The organism is Amycolatopsis sp. GM8, from assembly GCF_021653975.1.
Classification (GTDB): Bacteria; Actinomycetota; Actinomycetes; order Mycobacteriales; family Pseudonocardiaceae; genus Amycolatopsis_E.
On sequence record NZ_JAJKFK010000007.1, the window covers coordinates 158,019 to 176,604 of the forward strand.

At 68.2% G+C, this 18,586-nt stretch carries 19 protein-coding genes; 9 read left to right on the forward strand and 10 right to left on the reverse strand.

Annotated features, from left to right (window positions below):
• Positions 1 to 46 precede the first annotated feature (46 nt).
• The 6 genes from LOZ83_RS29570 to LOZ83_RS29595 all read left to right on the forward strand — a co-directional run bounded on the left by LOZ83_RS29570 (position 47) and on the right by LOZ83_RS29595 (position 5,327).
• On the forward strand, positions 47 to 1,237 hold the full coding sequence (locus tag LOZ83_RS29570; protein ID WP_236795004.1) for a lipid-transfer protein: 1,191 nt from the start codon (positions 47 to 49) through the stop codon (positions 1,235 to 1,237).
• Positions 1,234 to 1,692, forward strand: coding sequence for a MaoC family dehydratase N-terminal domain-containing protein (locus LOZ83_RS29575; RefSeq protein WP_236795005.1), 459 nt, complete (start codon positions 1,234 to 1,236; stop codon positions 1,690 to 1,692). The genes LOZ83_RS29570 and LOZ83_RS29575 overlap by 4 nt, the downstream gene beginning before the upstream one ends.
• Positions 1,689 to 2,108 carry a MaoC/PaaZ C-terminal domain-containing protein gene (locus tag LOZ83_RS29580; protein WP_236795006.1) on the forward strand — a complete coding sequence of 140 codons (420 nt, stop codon included), beginning with the start codon at positions 1,689 to 1,691 and terminating at the stop codon, positions 2,106 to 2,108. The genes LOZ83_RS29575 and LOZ83_RS29580 overlap by 4 nt, the downstream gene beginning before the upstream one ends.
• Positions 2,109 to 2,129: 21 nt before the next feature.
• Entirely contained in the window at positions 2,130 to 2,960 is an 831-nt protein-coding gene (locus LOZ83_RS29585) for an SDR family NAD(P)-dependent oxidoreductase (RefSeq protein ID WP_236795007.1), read from the forward strand.
• A gap of 149 nt (positions 2,961 to 3,109) precedes the next feature.
• The gene (locus LOZ83_RS29590; RefSeq protein WP_236795008.1) at positions 3,110 to 4,291 is read left to right on the forward strand and encodes a TetR/AcrR family transcriptional regulator; all 1,182 of its coding nucleotides are present in this window, start codon (positions 3,110 to 3,112) and stop codon (positions 4,289 to 4,291) included.
• A gap of 115 nt (positions 4,292 to 4,406) precedes the next feature.
• Positions 4,407 to 5,327, forward strand: coding sequence for an oxidoreductase (locus LOZ83_RS29595; protein WP_236795009.1), 921 nt, complete (start codon positions 4,407 to 4,409; stop codon positions 5,325 to 5,327).
• Between the two features lie 62 nt (positions 5,328 to 5,389).
• Here LOZ83_RS29595 and LOZ83_RS29600 read toward each other — a convergent pair whose 3' ends face one another.
• Positions 5,390 to 6,652, reverse strand: a complete 1,263-nt coding sequence (locus LOZ83_RS29600; RefSeq protein ID WP_236795010.1) for a lipase family protein — start codon at positions 6,650 to 6,652, stop codon at positions 5,390 to 5,392.
• A gap of 168 nt (positions 6,653 to 6,820) precedes the next feature.
• Between LOZ83_RS29600 and LOZ83_RS29605 the strand changes: the two genes are divergently transcribed.
• Complete coding sequence (locus LOZ83_RS29605; RefSeq protein WP_236795011.1) at positions 6,821 to 7,735, forward strand: helix-turn-helix transcriptional regulator; 915 nt, start codon at positions 6,821 to 6,823, stop codon at positions 7,733 to 7,735.
• A gap of 5 nt (positions 7,736 to 7,740) precedes the next feature.
• On the opposite strand, the gene LOZ83_RS29610 is transcribed toward LOZ83_RS29605, so the two are convergent.
• Both LOZ83_RS29610 and LOZ83_RS29615 read right to left on the reverse strand, forming a co-directional pair.
• Positions 7,741 to 8,907 (reverse strand): acyl-CoA dehydrogenase family protein, encoded by a 1,167-nt coding sequence (locus tag LOZ83_RS29610; protein WP_236795012.1) that lies wholly within the window; start codon positions 8,905 to 8,907, stop codon positions 7,741 to 7,743.
• 492 nt (positions 8,908 to 9,399) lie between these two features.
• Positions 9,400 to 10,005, reverse strand: coding sequence for a TetR family transcriptional regulator (locus tag LOZ83_RS29615; RefSeq protein ID WP_236795013.1), 606 nt, complete (start codon positions 10,003 to 10,005; stop codon positions 9,400 to 9,402).
• Positions 10,006 to 10,097: 92 nt separating this feature from the next.
• On the opposite strand from LOZ83_RS29615, the gene LOZ83_RS29620 reads away from it, so the two are divergent.
• Positions 10,098 to 10,637 carry a nuclear transport factor 2 family protein gene (locus tag LOZ83_RS29620; RefSeq protein ID WP_236795014.1) on the forward strand — a complete coding sequence of 180 codons (540 nt, stop codon included), beginning with the start codon at positions 10,098 to 10,100 and terminating at the stop codon, positions 10,635 to 10,637.
• Positions 10,634 to 11,041, forward strand: coding sequence for a nuclear transport factor 2 family protein (locus tag LOZ83_RS29625; protein ID WP_236795015.1), 408 nt, complete (start codon positions 10,634 to 10,636; stop codon positions 11,039 to 11,041). The genes LOZ83_RS29620 and LOZ83_RS29625 overlap by 4 nt, the downstream gene beginning before the upstream one ends.
• A 12-nt stretch (positions 11,042 to 11,053) precedes the next feature.
• On the opposite strand, the gene LOZ83_RS29630 is transcribed toward LOZ83_RS29625, so the two are convergent.
• From LOZ83_RS29630 to LOZ83_RS29660, 7 genes are all read right to left on the reverse strand, one after another.
• Entirely contained in the window at positions 11,054 to 12,406 is a 1,353-nt protein-coding gene (locus LOZ83_RS29630; protein ID WP_236795016.1) for a cytochrome P450, read from the reverse strand.
• A 14-nt stretch (positions 12,407 to 12,420) separates the two neighbouring features.
• Positions 12,421 to 13,455, reverse strand: coding sequence for a hypothetical protein (locus LOZ83_RS29635; RefSeq protein WP_236795017.1), 1,035 nt, complete (start codon positions 13,453 to 13,455; stop codon positions 12,421 to 12,423).
• A gap of 5 nt (positions 13,456 to 13,460) precedes the next feature.
• Positions 13,461 to 13,928, reverse strand: coding sequence for a MarR family winged helix-turn-helix transcriptional regulator (locus tag LOZ83_RS29640; protein WP_236795018.1), 468 nt, complete (start codon positions 13,926 to 13,928; stop codon positions 13,461 to 13,463).
• The gene (locus LOZ83_RS29645) at positions 13,925 to 15,490 is read right to left on the reverse strand and encodes an MFS transporter (RefSeq protein WP_236795019.1); all 1,566 of its coding nucleotides are present in this window, start codon (positions 15,488 to 15,490) and stop codon (positions 13,925 to 13,927) included. Before LOZ83_RS29645 ends, LOZ83_RS29640 begins: the two co-directional genes overlap by 4 nt.
• 4 nt (positions 15,491 to 15,494) lie before the next feature.
• Positions 15,495 to 16,280 (reverse strand): alpha/beta fold hydrolase, encoded by a 786-nt coding sequence (locus LOZ83_RS29650; RefSeq protein ID WP_236795020.1) that lies wholly within the window; start codon positions 16,278 to 16,280, stop codon positions 15,495 to 15,497.
• 83 nt (positions 16,281 to 16,363) lie between these two features.
• Entirely contained in the window at positions 16,364 to 17,803 is a 1,440-nt protein-coding gene (locus LOZ83_RS29655) for an NAD(P)/FAD-dependent oxidoreductase (protein ID WP_236795021.1), read from the reverse strand.
• Positions 17,804 to 17,805: 2 nt separating this feature from the next.
• Entirely contained in the window at positions 17,806 to 18,363 is a 558-nt protein-coding gene (locus tag LOZ83_RS29660; protein ID WP_236795022.1) for a hypothetical protein, read from the reverse strand.
• Positions 18,364 to 18,586 lie beyond the last annotated feature (223 nt).

Sequence of the window (18,586 nt, forward strand, 5' to 3'; positions counted from 1 at the left end):
CGATCGGTGTACTAAGTGAATCATCGATAGTCAGATTGGAGTCTCGATGACGGACCGGGTCGTTGTCGCGGGCGTCGGGATGGTCCCGTTCGCGACACCACGCAGGAGCGAGAGCTACGACGTACTGGGAGAAGGGGCGACGCGGGCCGCGCTCGCGGACGCCGGCATCGATCTCACCGCGGTGCAGCAGGCCTACGCCGGCTATGTCTACGGCGACTCGACCAGCGGCCAGAACGTGCTGTACCGCGTCGCGATGACCGGCGTGCCGGTCATCAACGTGAACAACAACTGCTCGACCGGCTCGTCCGCGCTCTATCTGGCCCGGCAGGCCATCGCGTCCGGAGCGGCGGACTGCGTGCTGGCACTGGGTTTCGAGCAGATGCAACGCGGGGCGCTCACCGCACATTGGGACGACCGGCCCAGCCCGTTCGCGAGGTTCGACGACGTGCTCGACGCCGTTCTGCCCGGATCTGACGGTGCGCCGATGGCGCCCCGCTACTTCGGCGGGGCGGGTGCCGAGTATTGCCAGCGCTACGACATGGACCCGGCGGTGTTCGCCCGGATCTCGGTCAAGGCACGCAAGCACGCTGCGGGCAACCCGTACGCGGTCTTCACCGAGCCGGTCACCGTCGAGGAAGTGCTCGCCACACCTCAGGTGTTCGGTCCGCTGACCCGGCTGCAGTGCTGCCCGCCGACCTGCGGTGCCGCGGCCGCCGTGCTCGTCAGCGAGGATTTCGCGCGGCGCAACGGGTTGTCCGACGACGTCGTGATCAGCGCCCAGGCGATGACCACCGACACTAGTTCGTCGTTCGACGGCGACCTGATGCGCCTGGTCGGCTACGACATGTCCCGCGAGGCGGCCCGGCAGGTCTACGAGAGCGCCGGCATTGACCCGAAGGACATCCCGGTGGTCGAGCTGCACGATTGCTTCACCACCAACGAATTGCTCAGTTACGAGGCGCTGGGACTGACCGGCGAAGGCACCGCGGAGAAGTTCATCGCCGACGGCGCCAACACCTACGGCGGCCAGGTGGTCACCAACCCGTCGGGGGGCCTGCTGTCCAAAGGCCACCCGCTGGGCGCGACCGGGCTCGCCCAATGCGCCGAACTCGTCTGGCAGCTGCGCGGCCAGGCCGGCGACCGCCAGGTCGAGGGTGCCGGGATCGCGCTGCAACACAACATCGGCCTCGGCGGCGCCGCCGTGGTCACCCTCTACGAAAAGGTGCGTCGCCCGTGACGATCGATGCCGTCGAGGCCAAGCGTCTCCAACTGCCGGTCATCACGGTTCCCGTCGAGCGTGGACGGCTCCAGTTCTTCGCGAAGGCCATCGGCGAGACCGACCCGGTCTACACCGATCTGGCCGCCGCCGCCGAGGCCGGCCACCCGGACCTGCCGGTGCCGCCCACCTTCTTCTTCAGCCTCGAACTCTCCTCACCCGACCCGTTCGCGTACCTGCGCGAGCTGAACGTCGACATGCGCCAGGTACTGCACGGCGAGCAGTCGTTCGAGTACCACACCATGGTGCACGCCGGCGAGACCGTCACAGTGCGCCCGCGGATCGCCGACGTGTTCGCCAAGAAAGGCGGCGCACTCGAGTTCCTCGTCCGCAGGACCGACTTCGTCAGGGGCGGCGAACTGGTGGCCGAGGCCACTTCGACGCTCGTCGTGCAGAACGCGAAGGCCACGTCATGACCCAGAACCAGCTGCAGCGACAGGAAATCCGAGTCGGCGCGGAGCTGCCCCCGCTGACGGTCCCCGCGATCTCGCGCACGACACTGGCGCTGTTCGCAGGCGCTTCGGGTGACCACAACCCGATCCACATCGACCTCGACGTGGCCCGCTCGGCCGGGCTGGACGACGTGTTTGCGCACGGCATGCTGTCGATGGCCTACCTCACCCGGCTGCTCACCGGCTGGGTGCCGCAGCGAGCCGTGCGGTCCTGCAAGGTGCGTTTCGCCGCCGTCACCCCGGTCCACGGGGCGCCGGTCTGCACCGGCCGCGTCGTCGCGATCGACGACGGGCTCGCCACCATCGCGCTCACTGTCGCACTCGCCGACGGCACCACCACCCTCACCGGCGAAGCGGTCGTCGACACCACTCGGATCTGAGCTCGAAAGGCATTGGCACACATGGGAAAACTGGCAGACAAGGTCGCGATCGTCACCGGAGCCGGCCGCGGGATCGGCGCGGAGATCGCGTGCAAGCTGGCCGCCGAGGGAGCCGCGGTGGTCGTGAACGACCTGGACGAGCAGCCCGCCGCCGAGGCCGTCGCCGCGATCGAAGCCGACGGCGGACGAGCGGTCGCCTGCGTCGGTAGTGTGACCGAAGACGGCTTCGCCGAGCGCTTCGTCGCGACCGCCGTGGACACCTTCGGCGGCCTGGACATCGTCATCAACAACGCCGGGTACACCTGGGACACGGTGATCCAGAAGATGACCGACGAACAGTGGGACGCGATCCTGGACGTCCACCTCAAGGCGCCGTTCCGGATCCTCCGCGCGGCTCAGCCGGTGATCGCCGGCTTCGTCAAGCAGGCCAAGGCGGACGGCCGGGAAGTGCCCACGCGCAAGGTGGTCAACATCTCGTCGATCGCGGGACTCGGCGGCAACGCCGGGCAGGTGAACTACGCCGCCGCCAAAGCGGGGGTCACCGGATTGACCAAGACACTGGCCAAGGAATGGGGCCGCTACAACGTCACGGTCAACACTGTCGCGTTCGGACTGATCAAGACGAGGCTCACCGAGGCCTCCGCGGACGCGGACGCCAAGATCGACGTGCAGGGCCGCGAGATCAAGGTGGGGGTCAGCCCCGACCTGATGACCATGATGGAGCGGTCCATCCCGCTCGGCCGCGCCGGTACCCCGGCCGACGCCGCGGGCGCGGTCTACCTGCTCTGTCAGCCGGAGTCGGACTATGTGAGCGCGCAAACCCTTGTCTGCGGCGGAGGGATGAGCATCTGATGGCACGGTTACCAATCCGACCGAAAGTAGGCGGAAACGGTCCGCAACCAGCCTGCTCGTAGACACCCATGTCCGCCGTGGCTGCCGTCGGATTGGTAACCAACGGCGCAGTACGCTCGGCGGGTCGAACGGACCCCTTGGAGGTAGTGGTGCCCGGACCAGCCCCGCCCCGGGGGAGCAGGCCCCGCAACAGGCGAGCGCTGATCCGCGCGATCGCGGCCGAACTGTTCGCCGAGCGGGGTTATGACCAGGTCGGCATGAGCGACATCGCCGAAGCGGTCGCCATCGGCCCGTCCGCGCTGTACCGCCACTACGCCGGCAAGCAGGACCTGCTCCGGGACGTCGTCATCGACAACCTGGCGCCGTTGGGAAACCTTCTGGAGGAGCTGGACCTGGCCGCCGGCGGAGCGGCTCGCATGGCGGGTGTGTCCTTGGACCACGCCAGAAGTGGGGTGCTGTGGCAGCGGGAGGCTCGCCATCTCCCCCCGGAGGATCTGACGGAGTTGCGCGCTGGTGTCCGCCGCACCGCGCACCTGCTCGCCAGCCTGCTGCGACAGCGTCGCGGCGATCTCGATCCCCGGCACGCCGACCTCCTCAGCTGGGCGGCGCTTTCGGTGCTGTCGAGCCCTTCGTTCCACACCGCCGACCTCCCCCGGCCCGGCTACGACCACGTACTCGCCGAACTGGTCGACCGGGTGCTGGAGCTGTCTCTCCCCCACCCGATCGCGGCACCGGTCGTCGTGCCGGCACCGGTGTTGCGGCCGGCATCACGGCGGGAGGCGTTGCTGAGCAAGGCAGTGCCGATGTTCGCCGCGCACGGGTACGCCAACGTCGGCATTGACGACATCGGGAACGCGGTCGGTATCGCCGGTCCGAGTGTGTACAACCACTTCCCGACCAAACTGGACATGCTCGACACCGCTTTCCAACGCGGGAACGCGACACTGATGACCGAGCTGGAATCGGTGTACCGCTCGGCGGGATCGGCCGAAGAGGCCCTGCTCCGGTTGATCGCGTCGTACCAGCGATTCGCCTTCGACCACCACGATCTGATCGGGATCCTGATCATGGAGATCGGCCACCTGTCCGAGGAGGTACGCCACGCCACCCGCCGGGCGCAGCGCGACTACCTCTCCGAGTGGATACACCTGCATCACCAGGCGAACCCGGGGCTCTCTCCCGCCGTCGCACAGGTCGAGGTGCACGCGGCGGTATCGGTCATCAACGACGCGGCGCGGACCGGACATCTGCGGCGCAGCCCGGGCGTGCCGGACTGCGTGCGGGTCGTCGCCGCCCGGTTGCTCCGGCTGAATCCAGGTTCTCTCCGGTAATCGCTCACTCGTCAAGGTGGGTTTCCCCGACCCAGGTTCACGATTGCCACGGTGATTTCCCAGAATGTGCTTACGTTGGTGTCGAACAGAATTCGACACATCCAGGAGCGTCACCATGTCCACTTGGAACACCAAGAACATTCCCGGCCAGACCGGCCGCGTCGCCGTCGTCACCGGCGCGAACTCGGGGCTGGGCTTGGTCACCGCCACCGAACTCGCCCGGCACGGCGCGAAGGTCGTGCTCGCGGTGCGCAACACCGACTCGGGCGAGAAGGCCGCCGCGGGGATCCGCCAGTCCGCACCCGGCGCCGAACTCGAGGTGCGCCGGCTGGACCTGGCTTCGCTCGCCTCGGTCCGGGCGTTCGCGGAGAAGCTGACGGCCGACTACGAGGCGATCAACCTGCTGGTCAACAACGCCGGCCTGGTCATCCTCGGACCGCGCAGCACCACGACCGACGGGTTCGAACTGCACATGGGGACCAACATGCTGGGGCACTTCGCCCTCACCGGCCTGCTCCTCGACACGGTGGGCAAGGCAGCGGCGCCCCGGATCGTGAACCTCAGCTCGATCGTGCACAAGACCGTGACCGTCGACCTCGACGACCTGATGTCCGAACGCGACTTCGACGGCAGCACCGCCTACCGCCGGTCGAAGCTCGCCACCACGGCGTTCGGCCTCGAACTCGACCGCCGCCTGCGCGCCGCCGGCTCACCGATCATCAGCGTGGTCGCCCATCCCGGGGTGACCAAGACGAACCTGACTCCGCGCTCGGTCCAGGAAAACAGCTTCATCCAACGGCTCTTCGCCCGCATCTACGCGTTGAACGCCCAGCCGGTCGAGCAGGGCACGCTGCCCCAGCTCTACGCCGCGACCGCGGAAGGCGTGCGTGGTGGGCAGTTCTTCGGGCCCTCCGGCCGCGGGGAACAGCGCGGGCACGTCACCGAGGTCCACGCCAGCGCCCAAGCCGCCGACCCCGCCTTCGGCCGTGCATTGTGGAGCGCCGCCGAAAACCTGACCGGCGTCAAGTTCCTCTGACGCACGAACAAAGGAGCCCGGCCGGGACATCCCGGCCGGGCTCCTTTATTTTCAGCGTTCATCTAGTGGTGCTGGGAAAACTGCTTCTCCAGGAAAGAGACCGCTCCGGCGACACCGAATGCCTGCTCGCCGCCGTGTGTTTGCCCCTGGTCTTCGATCATCACGACGTTCGCACCCCGCGCGAGGTACTGCGCCTTCAGTTCTCGCGCCGCCGTGACCGGCAGGAGTTCGTCGGCCGTTCCGTGGTACATGTACACCGGCGCGGTCGGGGTGCCACCGATGCCCAGCGGGCTGATCTGACGAGCGAACCGGGAGAACGTGCCCGAAGTGAGCGAACCCGGCCACGCTTCGAAGCTTTCCAGCTTCGTGTTGAACGGACCGGCCGCGATCGCGTCACCGGCGCACACGTGCGCATCCGCGTCGGCATAGGAACGGGCCGACGCGTTCAGGTACCGGTCGATGTCGAATCGCGGATACGCGTTGCCCAGCGTGGCGAACGCGAACGGGATCCAGCCCGAGAAGGGCTGGCCGCTGATGGACTGCAGGGCCGCGTTGATGTCCGCGGGCACCCCGCCCTCGGCGATTCCGCTGATCTTCAGTTCGGGCGCGTAGGCGGACTGCTCCTGCGCGGCCGAAGCGGTGGCGAAGCCGCCGCCGGAGTAGCCCCACAGGCCGACCGGGGCCTTCCGGTCGACGTGCGCGGGCCCGAAGGACCGCGCCGCACGGACACCGTCGAGGACTCCATGTGCGGCCGCGTCGGCCCCGAAGAACTCCGACCGGGGTCCTTCCCAGTCCGGCACCATGACCGTCCAGCCTCGCTGGACCGCCGCCGCGACCTGGCCCCGATCGAAGTTCGCCTGCGCGATCGTCGACGCGGCCGCGGTCGAACCCGCGCGAAGCAGGTAGGACGGGGCACAGGCGGTCGTCAAGGCGTCCTCGGGCACCTGGTAGGACACCAGTGGCCGCGGCCCGGGGCCCTGCCACCGCGCCGTCGGCACCAGCAAAGTGCCCGCGGTCGCGGTCGCCCGCCCGGCGTTGTCGCGCGTCTTGTAGAGCACCTGCCAGACCTGCGCGGGCGCCGGGGTCGCCAGCGCGGACGCCGGCAACTGCCGTGACCGCAGCACCGTGCCGTCGCGTTTCCCTTCCAGATGCGGTGGCACCGCGTAGAAGGGATCGTCATCCGGTAGGACGACACTGCTGGTGGGTGACGACGGCTGCGCCGATGTGGTCGCGGCCGCCGCGGGAACGGTTGCCACCGCGGTGAGCAACGTCGCGGCTACCGCCGCGACCGCCCATCGTGCCGATCCTCTCAGGGAAAGGCCCATTTCAACTCCTTGTCCGACTTCCGATTTTCGGGGTACCGGAGGGGACCGCCGGTGTACGGATGTGTTCAGCCACAACGGTATGCGGGTTCGGGCCGGGTTCCGTCGCACCGTTTTCCCTGGGAATGACAGTCCTACCTTCGCGACCGTCCAGATGGCACAGTGGTCGGTATGGCCGACGAACATCCCCACGCTCGCGAACTGGGTGAATTCCTCCGTGCCCGGCGTAACCGGCTGCGTCCGGAGGACGTCGGGCTGCAGCCGGGGGGCCGGCGCAAGGTGCCGGGCTTACGTCGCGAGGAGCTCGCGCTGCTGGCCGGGCTGAGCACCGACTACTACCAGCGGATGGAACAGGGCCGCGACGTGCGGCCGTCCGACGACATCCTCGACGCCCTCGCCTCCGCGCTAGTCCTCGACGAGGAGGAACGGCGGCACCTGTTCACCCTCGCCCACGCGGCGCGGCGATCGACGGGTGGCTCCCGGCGCCGCAGCCCGGAACGTGTCCCGGCCAGCACCCAGCACCTGCTGCAGGCCATGGCGACACCGGCGCTGGTGCTCGGCCGCCATCTCGACGTGCTCGCCTGGAACCCGCTCGCCGAGGCACTGCTCGGTGACCCCACCGACCGACCCAAAGACGAGCGCAACCTGCTCGTCGGATTGTTCCTGAATCCCGAATCCCGGCTGCGCTGCGCGGACTGGGAAGGGTTCGCGTTGCAGTACATGGGCATGCTGCGCACCGCGGTCGCCGCCGATCCGACCCATCCGCGCGCTACCGAGATCGTCGGCGAACTGAGCATCCGCAGCGCGGACTTCCGGCGGCTGTGGGCCCGCTACGACGTCCGCGAGGCGGTGCACGGAACCAAGCTGTTCCACCATCCCGAAGTCGGCGACATCACCCTGACGTGGGACACCTACCCCCTGCCCGGCGGCCCCGGGCCCGTGCTGCTGGCCTACACCACCGAACCCGGCTCGGCGGACGCCGAACGCATCCAGCTGCTGGCGTCCCTCCACGCGACCCGGCACCGGAAGGACGACGTCGAGAATCCGGCGCCCCGAGCGGGTGAGGTGCGCCGCACGAACCGGTAACGGGCTCAGTCCGGCAGGATCGGTGCTCCTGCGCCGGTGGCCACGAGACCACGGTTCTCGACCGTCAGGTAGGTGGTGAACTGCGCGTGCCGGGCACCGACATTGAGGTCCCGCCAGAGCCGTTGCAGCGGGCTGCTGAGGGCGAATCCACTCGATCCGTGCAAATCCAGCAGCAGGTCGACGGCACGGCGGAACTGCCCGATGATGGCCACGATCTCCATCCGGAACACGGACGGTTGCACGTCGGAGGTCCGCTCGTCATCCAGCAGCTGCTGGATCCGTTCCGCCAGCGCGAGCAGCCGGTCCTGGCCATTGCTCACCAGGTGCTCCGCTTCGGCGAACATGTTCCGCGCCGCGGGCATCTCGGTGAGGTCCTGGTAGGCACCCAGCGGCGGTTTGCGCTTGCGCAGAAGGGCTTCCACCGTGTCGAGCGCACCGCGCGCCGCGCCGGCCAGCGGTGCCATCGTCGGAGGGCACGCCGCGATGAGACCGAGCGGCTTCCCAAAGGTGGGATCGGGCATGCCGTTGGCGTCGACCGGCATTTCGAGCACGCGCGCCGTCGGCACGAACACCCCGTCAGCGACCAGCGTGTGACTTCCGGTGCCCCGCATTCCGGCCGTCTGCCAGGTCCGTTCGATTTCCAGATCGGAGGTCGGCAGGAGCGCGCCCGCCAGCCGGGGAGAACCATCGCCCGCCACGAACATGACCATCGCCACCGCCCACTGAGCGTCCTCGGCTCCCGAAGCGTAGGCCCAGCGCCCGGTGATCTTGACCCCGTCGGGCACCTCGACGGCCTGGCCGGGCGTACTCCCACCGCACAGCCGCACATCGGGATCAGCGTAGAACTCTGCGAGGACCTCCTCGGGCATCAGCCGCGAGAACGTCGTTTTCGTTTCCGCCGAGACCGCCGCGACCCAGGCCGAGGACGGGCAGCCGCGACCCAGTTCGGACAGCACTCGAACCTTGGTGACCAGGTCCGCGCCCAGGCCGCCGAATTCGCGCGGCGTGGTCAAGGCGAACGCACCCAGTTCACGCAGCTTTTCGGTGCTCTCCGGGGAAATGCGGCACCGCTCTTCCGCCGCGGCCGCATGGGCGGCCAGTACCGGCACCGCGGCACGCGCCTTCGCCACAAGCGCTTCGACCATCTCCGGCGCGAGCCGAGCCGAGTCCATAACCAATCCTCTCTCCAGAAGCCCCTGCCGGGTCGCGACATCCGACCTCCGTATGGAGCGATCGATATAGGCGAGGCTAGCGATGATGACTCCGACGGTCAATCAGAACGTCCTGCCCCAAAGGGCAATACGCTTGCCTTGAAGGATATGTATCAGTATCTTTTCTCCCTCGCCGATCCGACCACGACGACCGAGAATCGCGGCTTCCGGTTCTCCAATGCGGGCGCTCATCGAGTTGCTTCTCGACCAGGACGACATCCTTCAGACGCTGGAGAAATCGAAACTCAGCGATTCCCTCTATCATGACATCGGGGTGCGCGACCCACAGTCGATCCTCGCGTCGGCGAGTGTGCCCCGCATGCGGGAGCGGCTGAACAAGATCAAGGGCCGGGAGGACCACCGGTCGGACCTCGTGGAATACGTGCTGACTCGCGGCCTGGACGGCTTCGTAGTGGACGGCCGCTTCTACCGGACCCGGTCGCGGCGCACACCCTATTCCCGCGGTTTCGTGGCGTCCCGGACCAGGACGGCCAGCACCCGGCGGCGCTCGCCAGGGGCGTCGGGCGCATCAGCGAGCATGAGGCCCGCCGTCGACGGGACGGCCAGCCACCACGCCGCCAGGGCGCGCGCGACGTAGAGCAGGAACCCGGGACTCACATCGTCGCGCAGGATCCCGGCCTGCTGGGCGCGAGCCACGGCGGCGACATTGTCCGCATAATGCGCCGCGCGTTCGGCCGCCGCCGCGACCGGCGTCGGCTTCCCTGGCGGCAAACCGGTTTCGAGGCCTTCCCACAACAGCAGCCGCAAGTAGTGCGGGTAGGCGCGGTGGTAGTCGTAGACCTGGCCGGCGAACTCACCCAGATCCTCGGCCAGTTCGGCGGTCAGCGGCACCGCGGCGGCGAGCTTGCCCATCTCCTGTTCGAGCACCGCGGCGAACAGCTTCTGCTTGCTCCCGAAATACTGGTAGATCCGCTCCTTGTTGACCCCGGCGCGCTCGGCGACCCGGTCGACCCGCGCCCCCAGCGGTCCGTGCTCGCTGTACTCGTGCACGGCGGCGTCCAGCAGCCTCTGCTTCGTCCGCTCGGTGTCCCACGCCATGGCCCCCATTGAAGCAGAATCCAACTCGGCAGTTGCGGATGAGTCGTGACGGTGGCAAACTCCAACTTGTCAGTTGGAAAGAAAGGATGCCCGTGTCACACTCACTCGAAGCGCGGCTCCAGACGGTCGAGGACCGCCTGGCCATCTACAACCTCCTCGCCATGCACCCGCTCAGTGCCGACACCGGCGAGCGCGAACTGATCGAGGCCATCTACACCGACCAGGTCGTCTTCGACCGCGGCGCGGACCTCGAAGGCGCGCACGGACGCGAGGCGATGGCGCAGCTCGTCGACCGCGACGAGCACCACACCGCTATCGCGGGCGGTCTCGCACACTTCGGCAACCTGCCGCTCGTCGACATCGACGGGGACATCGCGGTGGCCATCTCCTACCTCGCGCTGATCACCCCGGACGCCCAGGGCGAGCCCCGGGAATTGGCCAACCACGGCGTGTCACAGGGCTATCGGATCCACCGGGTGCTGGCCAACCGCTGGACGCTCGAACGCGGCGACGACGGGTGGCGCATCGCCTCCCGCACTCTGCTGCCGGCAGACGGCTCAGGGCCGGCTCTGGACCTCCTCCGCGACGCAGGCCGGTCCCACATCCGGACCAACGCGGGAGAATCGCAGTGACCACAACGGCCGAAACCCGCCGCACCGTTGAGCGGGTATTCGCCGATGTCGCGGAGTCCGGCTTCGCCGGGACGTTCGTCGACGCCCTCGCCGACGACCTCGTCTTCACCGCGACCGGAACTTCTCCTATTGCCGGGCGGTACGAGAGCAAAACCGAGTACCAGGCAAAGGTTCTCGCGCGGCTGCACGAGCGGCTGGCCACCCCAATCCGCGCCCGCATCGAGCAGACGATCGTCGAAGGCGAGTGGGCCACCGTCCGCTTCCGCAGCCACGATGTCCGCGGCACCAACGGGACCGACTTCAGCATGCAGTACTGCTGGGTCATCCGCGTCGTTGCCGGGCGCATCACCGAGATCACCGGCTTCTACGACACGAAGAAGATGAACGACCTCTTCGCCGGCTGAACTCCGCAGGAATTACGCGGCGGACCTGCGCTCCGCGACCATCTGCAGCCCGGACGGCTGCACAGTGACCATGGGCAGCTCCCGCACCTTGGCTCCGGGCCGGTGCGCGAGGTGCCATTCCTTCAGAATCGTGGCGACCCCGACGCCCAATTCGGCCCAGGCGAACGTGTCACCAGGGCACCTGTGCTTACCCACCCCGAAGGGAATGAAGGAACCGCCGGAATAGCTGGCGAGGTTTTCGTCGAGCCACCGGTCCGGGCGGAACACCTGTGGGGACTCGAACATCCTCGGGTCGCGGTGGAGCGCGGTGATGCTGAACCCGACCTCGGCGCCGGCGGGAAGGCGGTACCGGCCGAGCGTCGCCGGCGCGTCGATCCGCCGTGTCAACAGCCAGTTCGGCGTGTGCATCCGCAGCGCCTCTTTGAGCACCCGGTCCAGCACGGGCAGCCGGCCGAGATCGCTGTACTGCACCGGGGTGTCGCCCAGTTCCGTGGCGAGTTCCTCCACCAGTTGCCGTTCGACCTCCGGATGGCGCGCGATCTCGTGCAGGACCCAGGCAAGGGTGGTGGCGACCGTCTCGGAGCCCGCGATCAGCAGGGTGACGATCTCGTCCCGGAGCTGGTTCCCGTCGAACCCGGCTTCCCGCTCATGCGCGGCGATGAGCACGTTCAGCAGGCTGGCATCAGCCGAATCCGAGGCGGCACTGCGCGCGATGACCTCGTCGACGACACTCCTGATCCCGTCGGCGGACTTCTGGTACCGCCGGTTGACCGCGATCGGCAGTCGCTCCATCCAGTCGGCGGGGTAGAGGGTGTGCGCCATGATGCCCGAGACGACCCCGGGGAACGCGGCCATGATCTGCTCGGACGCTTCGTCGGCCAGGTCCGCTTTGAACAGCGAGTGGACGAGCGAGTCCACGGCCATCTCGTGGGTCACGCGGGGGATGTCGAGCATCGCACCGTGCCGCCACTGTGCGGAGCCACGCTCGACCGCGGCGCGCATCGCGGGCACGTAGGACGCGATGCGTTGCCGGCCGAAGGCGGGCTGAAGCAGGCGACGTTGCCGGCGGTGACCTTCCCCCTCAGCCACGATGACACCGTTGCCGAAGATCTTGGACGCCTTGTCGAAGATGCGACCGCGGTGGAACACCTCGCCGCCGGTGCCCAGCACGGAACGCACCAGTTCGGGCGAGGTGACGAAATAGATCGGCTTCGGGCCGATCAGGAGTTTCACGACCTCGCCCACTTCCGCGAGCGAGGCGAAGAAGCCGAACGGATCACGGATCAATCGCGGCAGATGTCCCAGACCGATGACTTTTCCCGGCGCGACCGCCGGCTCCAGCACCGGTAGTTCAGGAGAAACCATGTCCAACCCCCAATTCAGATCAATTTTTCGGCATATCCCGGGCGACCGTGGTCGTCGGCGTATTTCGGCTCGACGTGCCTGATCGTGTCCGTCCGGTCCCACAACTCCATGCCCACGGCCCAGGACCCTTGGTTCCTGACGCACCGGCGAACGCCCCGCTTAACACCGTCCGGCAGATCAAGCTTCGCCATGTCGGCGTCGAGACGGCGTTCCGCGGCGGCACGTTCGGCGACCCGTTCCGATATCATCTCGGCGACTTTTCGCACCGAATCCGCCAATTCCAGCCTCTGCTCCTCCGCGAGGACGACGGCGAGGTTGATCGGATCACCCGCCGCCAGTTCGGCCGAAAGCGAGTGGACATCATTGGTCCAGCACATGATGTCCGCGGTCGTGGCCACGATTTCCTGGTAAGCACTCCGGAAATAGAGCGCGTCGGGAATTTCGACGCCTTCCGTCAGCTCGATCAGGTCGCAGTTGGGCAGCACTGTCGAGGCGTCCCGGCGGAGCCGGACGTACTCGGCCGGCGCGGGTGCCACGGCGGCCAGCCGGAAAGCGTTTTCCCTCGCGTGTCCGGTGAGCCAGATTTCGAGATTGAGCGCGAAGCGTTTCGCCCATTCCTCGCCACGACCGGGAAAGGTACGCGAGCAAAGATCCGAGACCGCCGCGAGAACCGGATGCCGGTGCGGCCGGCGCTCACGTTGGTCGACCACCTCACGAACCTGCTGCCGAAGCCATTCGTACTCGGCATGCTTGCCGGCCAGCAGCGCGTCGTCCTGGATATCGTCGAAGACGAAGAAAAGGGTGTTCCAGTCGACCAGCAGCTGCAGGTCATCGGTTTGCGCGTCCGGTGACGCGTAGGACATCAGCCGGCCGTAGCCGAGTGCGTCGAACTTCTCGAGCGTGCCCTGGTCCCGGATCAACCCGAAGCGGTGCGCCCACTGTCGCGTGTTTCGCTGGAACTCGTCGCCGCGCAGGTGCTTCCGCGACCAGAACGGCAGCGGGATTTCCTGCCGGCGCGAGTCGAGATCCGGCAATTGATGTGTGTTCATGATCCCTATTCAGCTCTGCGGCACCGGTGGGAAGGTCTGGCGGCGCCGCCGTTGAACCTCGCCAGCAGTTCGGCAAGGGTGCGGACGTCGTGAGCCGGCCACGACTCGAGGAGCTCGCCCAGCCGCCGGCCACGGACGTCCTGGATTTCGTCGACCCGGAGTCGACCCTTGTCGGTCAAGGCCACCAGGTACGCCCGGCCGTCGTCCTCGGCCTCGAGGTGTTCGACGAGCCCCAGTTCTTCCAGGTGCCGCAGCCGCCGTGAGACGGTCGGCGCGGTCACCCCGACATGACAGGCCAGCTCGGTCGGCCGGCGCGGACCGCGGTCGGCCAGGTGCACCAGCAGGCGGTACGCGCCGGCCGGAAGGTCCGGGTGCACCTCCCGGCCGAGCTGTCCCAATGCGGCGCGGTCCTGGCGGACGAAGACGGCGAATTCCCTTTCCAGGTCAGCGATTGTCTCCTCGGCGAGCGTCATCGCGACCCGTCCACGGGACCGGCGGCTGCCACGGCGTTGGAGGTGCGCAGCGGCACTTCCCGGATGAACAGCACACACACCAGTGCGACCAGTGCCAGCGGCACCGCGTACTGGAAGATGCCGCCGATCGCCTGCCCGTACGCGTCCTCGACCACGGCCCGGACCGGCGCGGGCAGGTCAGCCGGCCGGGACAGCGACGACCCGCCGCCGGCGACCGGGATGCCCAGCATCGTCAATCCGTCGGTGATGAGGTGACCGACCCGGCCGGCCAGGACCGCGCCGAGGGCCGAGACACCGATCGTGCCGCCGAGGGTGCGGAAGAACGACACCGAGGCGCTGGCCGCGCCGAGCTCACGCGGGCTCACCTGGTTCTGGACGGCGAGCACCAGGTTCTGCAGGGTGACGCCGAGCCCCAGACCGAGCAGCGCCATCGCGAGCGCGAGCTGCCAGTACGGTGTGTCGCGCTGGGTGAAACCGAGCAGTGCGAGCCCGGCGGTGATCAGCACGGTGCCGGAGACCAGCAGCGGCTTCCACCGGCCGGTGGCGGTGATGATCCGCCCGGCGATGGCGGACGCGAGAGCGAGGCTGAGGATCAGCGGCAGGCCGAGAATCCCGGCCAGTGTCGGCGTCTTGCCTTCGGCCAGCTGGAAATACTGGCTCAGATAGGTCGTCGCGGCATACAGTGCGACGCCGATGGCCAGGCCCGCCGTGATCGCCAGCACCACGGTGCGGGTCCGGAACAACCACAGTGGCAGCACCGGGGCCTTGGCCCGCCGTTCCACGCCGATGAACGCCAGTGCGAGCACCAGCGTGCCGCCGAGCAGGGCCGCGGTCTGCCAGGAGAGCCAGGGATAGGCGTCGCCGGCGAGCGAGACCCAGATCAGCAGGAGCGACGCGGCGGCCGTCAGCAGCCCGGCCCCGGCCCAGTCGATCCGCACGGAACCCTTGGCGACCGGCAGGTTCAGCGTTTTCTGCAGCACGATCAGCGCGGCGACCGCGAACGGTACGCCGACGAAGAAGCACCAGCGCCAGCCCAGCCAATCGGTGTCGACGATGAGCCCGCCGACCAGCGGCCCGGCGCTCGTCCCGACCGCGAACACCGCGCCGAAGTAGCCGGAGTAACGACCCAGCTCCCGCGGCGGGATCATCGTCGCGATGATCACCTGGATCAGCGCGAGCAGACCGCCCGCGCCGATCCCCTGGACCACCCGCGCCGCGATGAGCAGACCCGCACCGGAGGAAAGGCCGGACAGCACCGATCCTCCGGTGAAGATGATCAAAGCGATCTGGATGAGCAGCTTCTTGCTGACCAGGTCGGCCAGCTTGCCCCAGACCGGGCTGGACACCGTCGTGGCGAGCAGCGTCGACGTGATCACCCACGTGTAGACGCTCTGGCCGGCGTGCAGGTCCGCCACGATCGTCGGCAGTGCGTTCGTCACGACTGTCGAGGACAGGATTGCCACGAAGATGCCGATGTACAGACCGGACAGGGCCTGCAGGATCTGCTTGTGAGTCATCGGCGTGGCGCTGGCGCTGGTGATTGTGGTGTCTTCGACAGTCATCGCGTCACCGGGCGGCTTGCTCGATGATCTTGGTGACGGCGTCGGGGCGGCTCAGCATGACCGCGTGGGACGCGTCCACCTCGGTCGTGTGGGCGTTCGCCCGTGCGGCCATGAAGCGCTGCAGGTCGGGGTTGATGGCGTGGTCCTGGCGGGTGATCAGGTCCCACGAGGGGATGGTGCGGAAGCCCTCGGTGGCGCTGACGTCGGTGACGGCGTTGGTGTTGGCGGGCCGCTGGGTGATGGCGAGGTCGGCCGCGGTGGTCGGGTCGAGGTCACCGGCGAAAGCCTGGCGGAACTGCGCCGGGTCGATGATGACCTCCGCGCCACCGGGGACCGGGGTGGTGATCAGCGGCAGCGGCGGCGTCGACTTCGCGGCGAGCTCACCGATGGTCTCGCCCTTGGCCGGGATGAACCCGGCGATGTAGACCAGCGACTTCACATCGGGGACCGAGGTGGCGGCGTTGGTGATGACGGCGCCGCCGTACGAATGCCCGACGAGCACCTTGGGACCGTCGATAGTGGACAGATAGCTGGTGACGTAGGCGGTGTCACTGGTCAGGCCCTGCAACGGATCGGCGATGGCGCGCACGGGGTAACCGTCGTGGCGCAGCCGGTCGATGACGGGGGCCCAGCTCGACGAGTCGGCCCATGCTCCGTGCACGAGCACGATGGTCGGCTTCGGGGCGGGGGCCGGGTGGCTGCTGGTCGATGCCGTGGCCGAGACGGTGCCGCCGAGCAGCAGGAGCGCGGTGACGCCGGCGACGACGAGGCGGGGGAAGCGAATACGCATGACAGATAAACCCTTTCGGGAGAAGGGAAAGGAGCAAGTGCTGGTGTCTCGTTCACGCGGGAACGAGACACCAGCTTGACGAATCAGCGGCCGTAGGCTTCGAGCAGCCGCAGCCAAACCTCACTGACGGTCGGGAACGCCGGGACCGCGTGCCAGAGCCGGTCCAGCGGCACCTCCCCGACGATCGCGATCGTCGCCGCGTGCACCAGTTCCGCGACGTCCGGGCCGACGAGGGTGAAGCCGACGATCACCTTCCGGTCCTCGTCGACGATCATCCGGGCGTGGCCCTGGTAGCCCTCGGCCTGCAGGCTGGAACCCGCGGTCGCGGCCAGGTCGTAGTCGATGACGCGGATCCGGAGCCCGGCGGCCTCGGCATTGGCGGCGGTCAGGCCGACGGACGAGACCTCCGGCTCGGTGAAGATCACCTGAGGCACCGCGCGCTCGTCGGCGGTCGCCGCGTGCCGGCCCCACGGGCCGTCCTCGACGGTTTCGCCCTTGGCGCGCGCCACGATCACATCGCCGGCGGCGCGAGCCTGGTACTTGCCCTGGTGGGTCAGCAGCACCCGGCGGTTCACATCCCCGGCGGCGTACAGCCACCCGTCATCGAACAGCGCACCGTCCTCGCCGACGATCCGCATGGTGTCGTCGACCTTGAGCCAGGCACCCGGCTTGAGACCGATGTTGTCCAGGCCGATGTCCTGGGTGTTCGGCGTGCGACCGATCGCGACCAGCAGTTCGTCGGCCTCGATCTGCTCGCCGGTGGTGAGCGTGATGGACACGGTGCCGTCGTCGTTGCGCTTGACGGATCCGGCCTCGGCGCCGATGCGCACCGAAACACCCTTGTCCTGCAACGACTCCGTGACTCGCTCACCGACGAACGGCTCCGCGAGGTGCAGCACGCCGTCGCGGGCGAGCATGGTCACCGACGACCCCAGTTCGCTGAACGCGGTCGCCATTTCCGAGGCGACCACGCCACCGCCGATGATGGCGAGGCGGCCGGGAATCTCCTTCGCCGAAACCGTTTCCCGGCTGGTCCACGGCGCGGCCGCGCGCAGGCCCTCGATGTCCGGCACCAGCGCGCCACTACCGGTCGCGACGACCACCGCGTGCCGTGCGGTCAGGGTCGTGGTGGTGCCGTCCGTGCCGGTCACCTCGACGACCCGGGCGGAGCTGATCCGGCCCTGGCCGCGGTACAGCGGAATACCCACCGATTCGAGCCAGGACACCTGCCCGTCGTCCTGCCAGTTCGAGGCAAAGGAATCGCGACGGCGAAGCACGGCCGCCACATCCAGCTCGCCGGTCACCGCTTCGCGTGCGCCCGGCACCTGCCGGGCCGCGCGGAGCGCCGCGCCGCTGCGCAGCAACGCCTTGGTCGGCATGCACGCCCAGTAGGAGCACTCGCCCCCGACCAGTTCCCGCTCCACAATGGCGGCGGTGAGCCCGCCCTGGATGACCCGGTCGGCGAGGTTCTCCCCCACCGGGCCGGCGCCGATGACGATGACGTCGTAAGTCGTGGTGTCCATGGTCAGTTTCCCTTCGCGGCACGGCCGAGGCGGATTGCGGAAACGAGGAAGAAGATGCCACCGAGGACGGCGTAGCCGGCCACATTGGTCAGCGTCGGGTTCGCCGCGGAGGCACCGGCGATGAACGACCCACCGACCAGCACCGAGAGGCCGCCGCTGAGGATCATCGGCCACTGGCCACCCATCTTGCGGCGGCCGATCGCGACGATCAGCTGCACCAGCCCGGCGACGATCGCCCAGGCACCCCACACGCGCAGCACACCCGGCACACCGGAAGCGCTGGTGATCGCCAGGCCGATCGCGGCCAGCAGGCTGATTCCGATGTTCACATACAGACCCCGAGCCGACCCTGTCGCACGAGACGACCGGGAGTCCACAATGGCCGCCGCCACATCGAACAGCGGATAGATGATCACCAAGGTGATCCCGAGCGGGCCGAGGTCCGCCTTGGTCGTAAACAGCAAGGCCGCCCAGACGATGGCGAACCCGAACCGCACGAAATACAGCCGGCGCAGCGCCGAGGCGATCCCTCCGGCGGCGGGTGAGTCAACGGTGGTCACGATGATCCTTTCGAAGTCAGTAGGGCTGGTGCGCGTCACTGAGACCGAACGTTCTATCTCAGCCGAGCATTCCCAGGCGGCTGAAATTTGTCAAAACAGAACGTTCTATCGGGGAAGATGACCGCTCTGGGGCGCGGCGAACCCGAGGGACAGCGGTCCACTCACAACCAGACCCCTCGTGATCCAGCATGAGGCCTCGGCCGACCAGAGTCAAGACCGAACG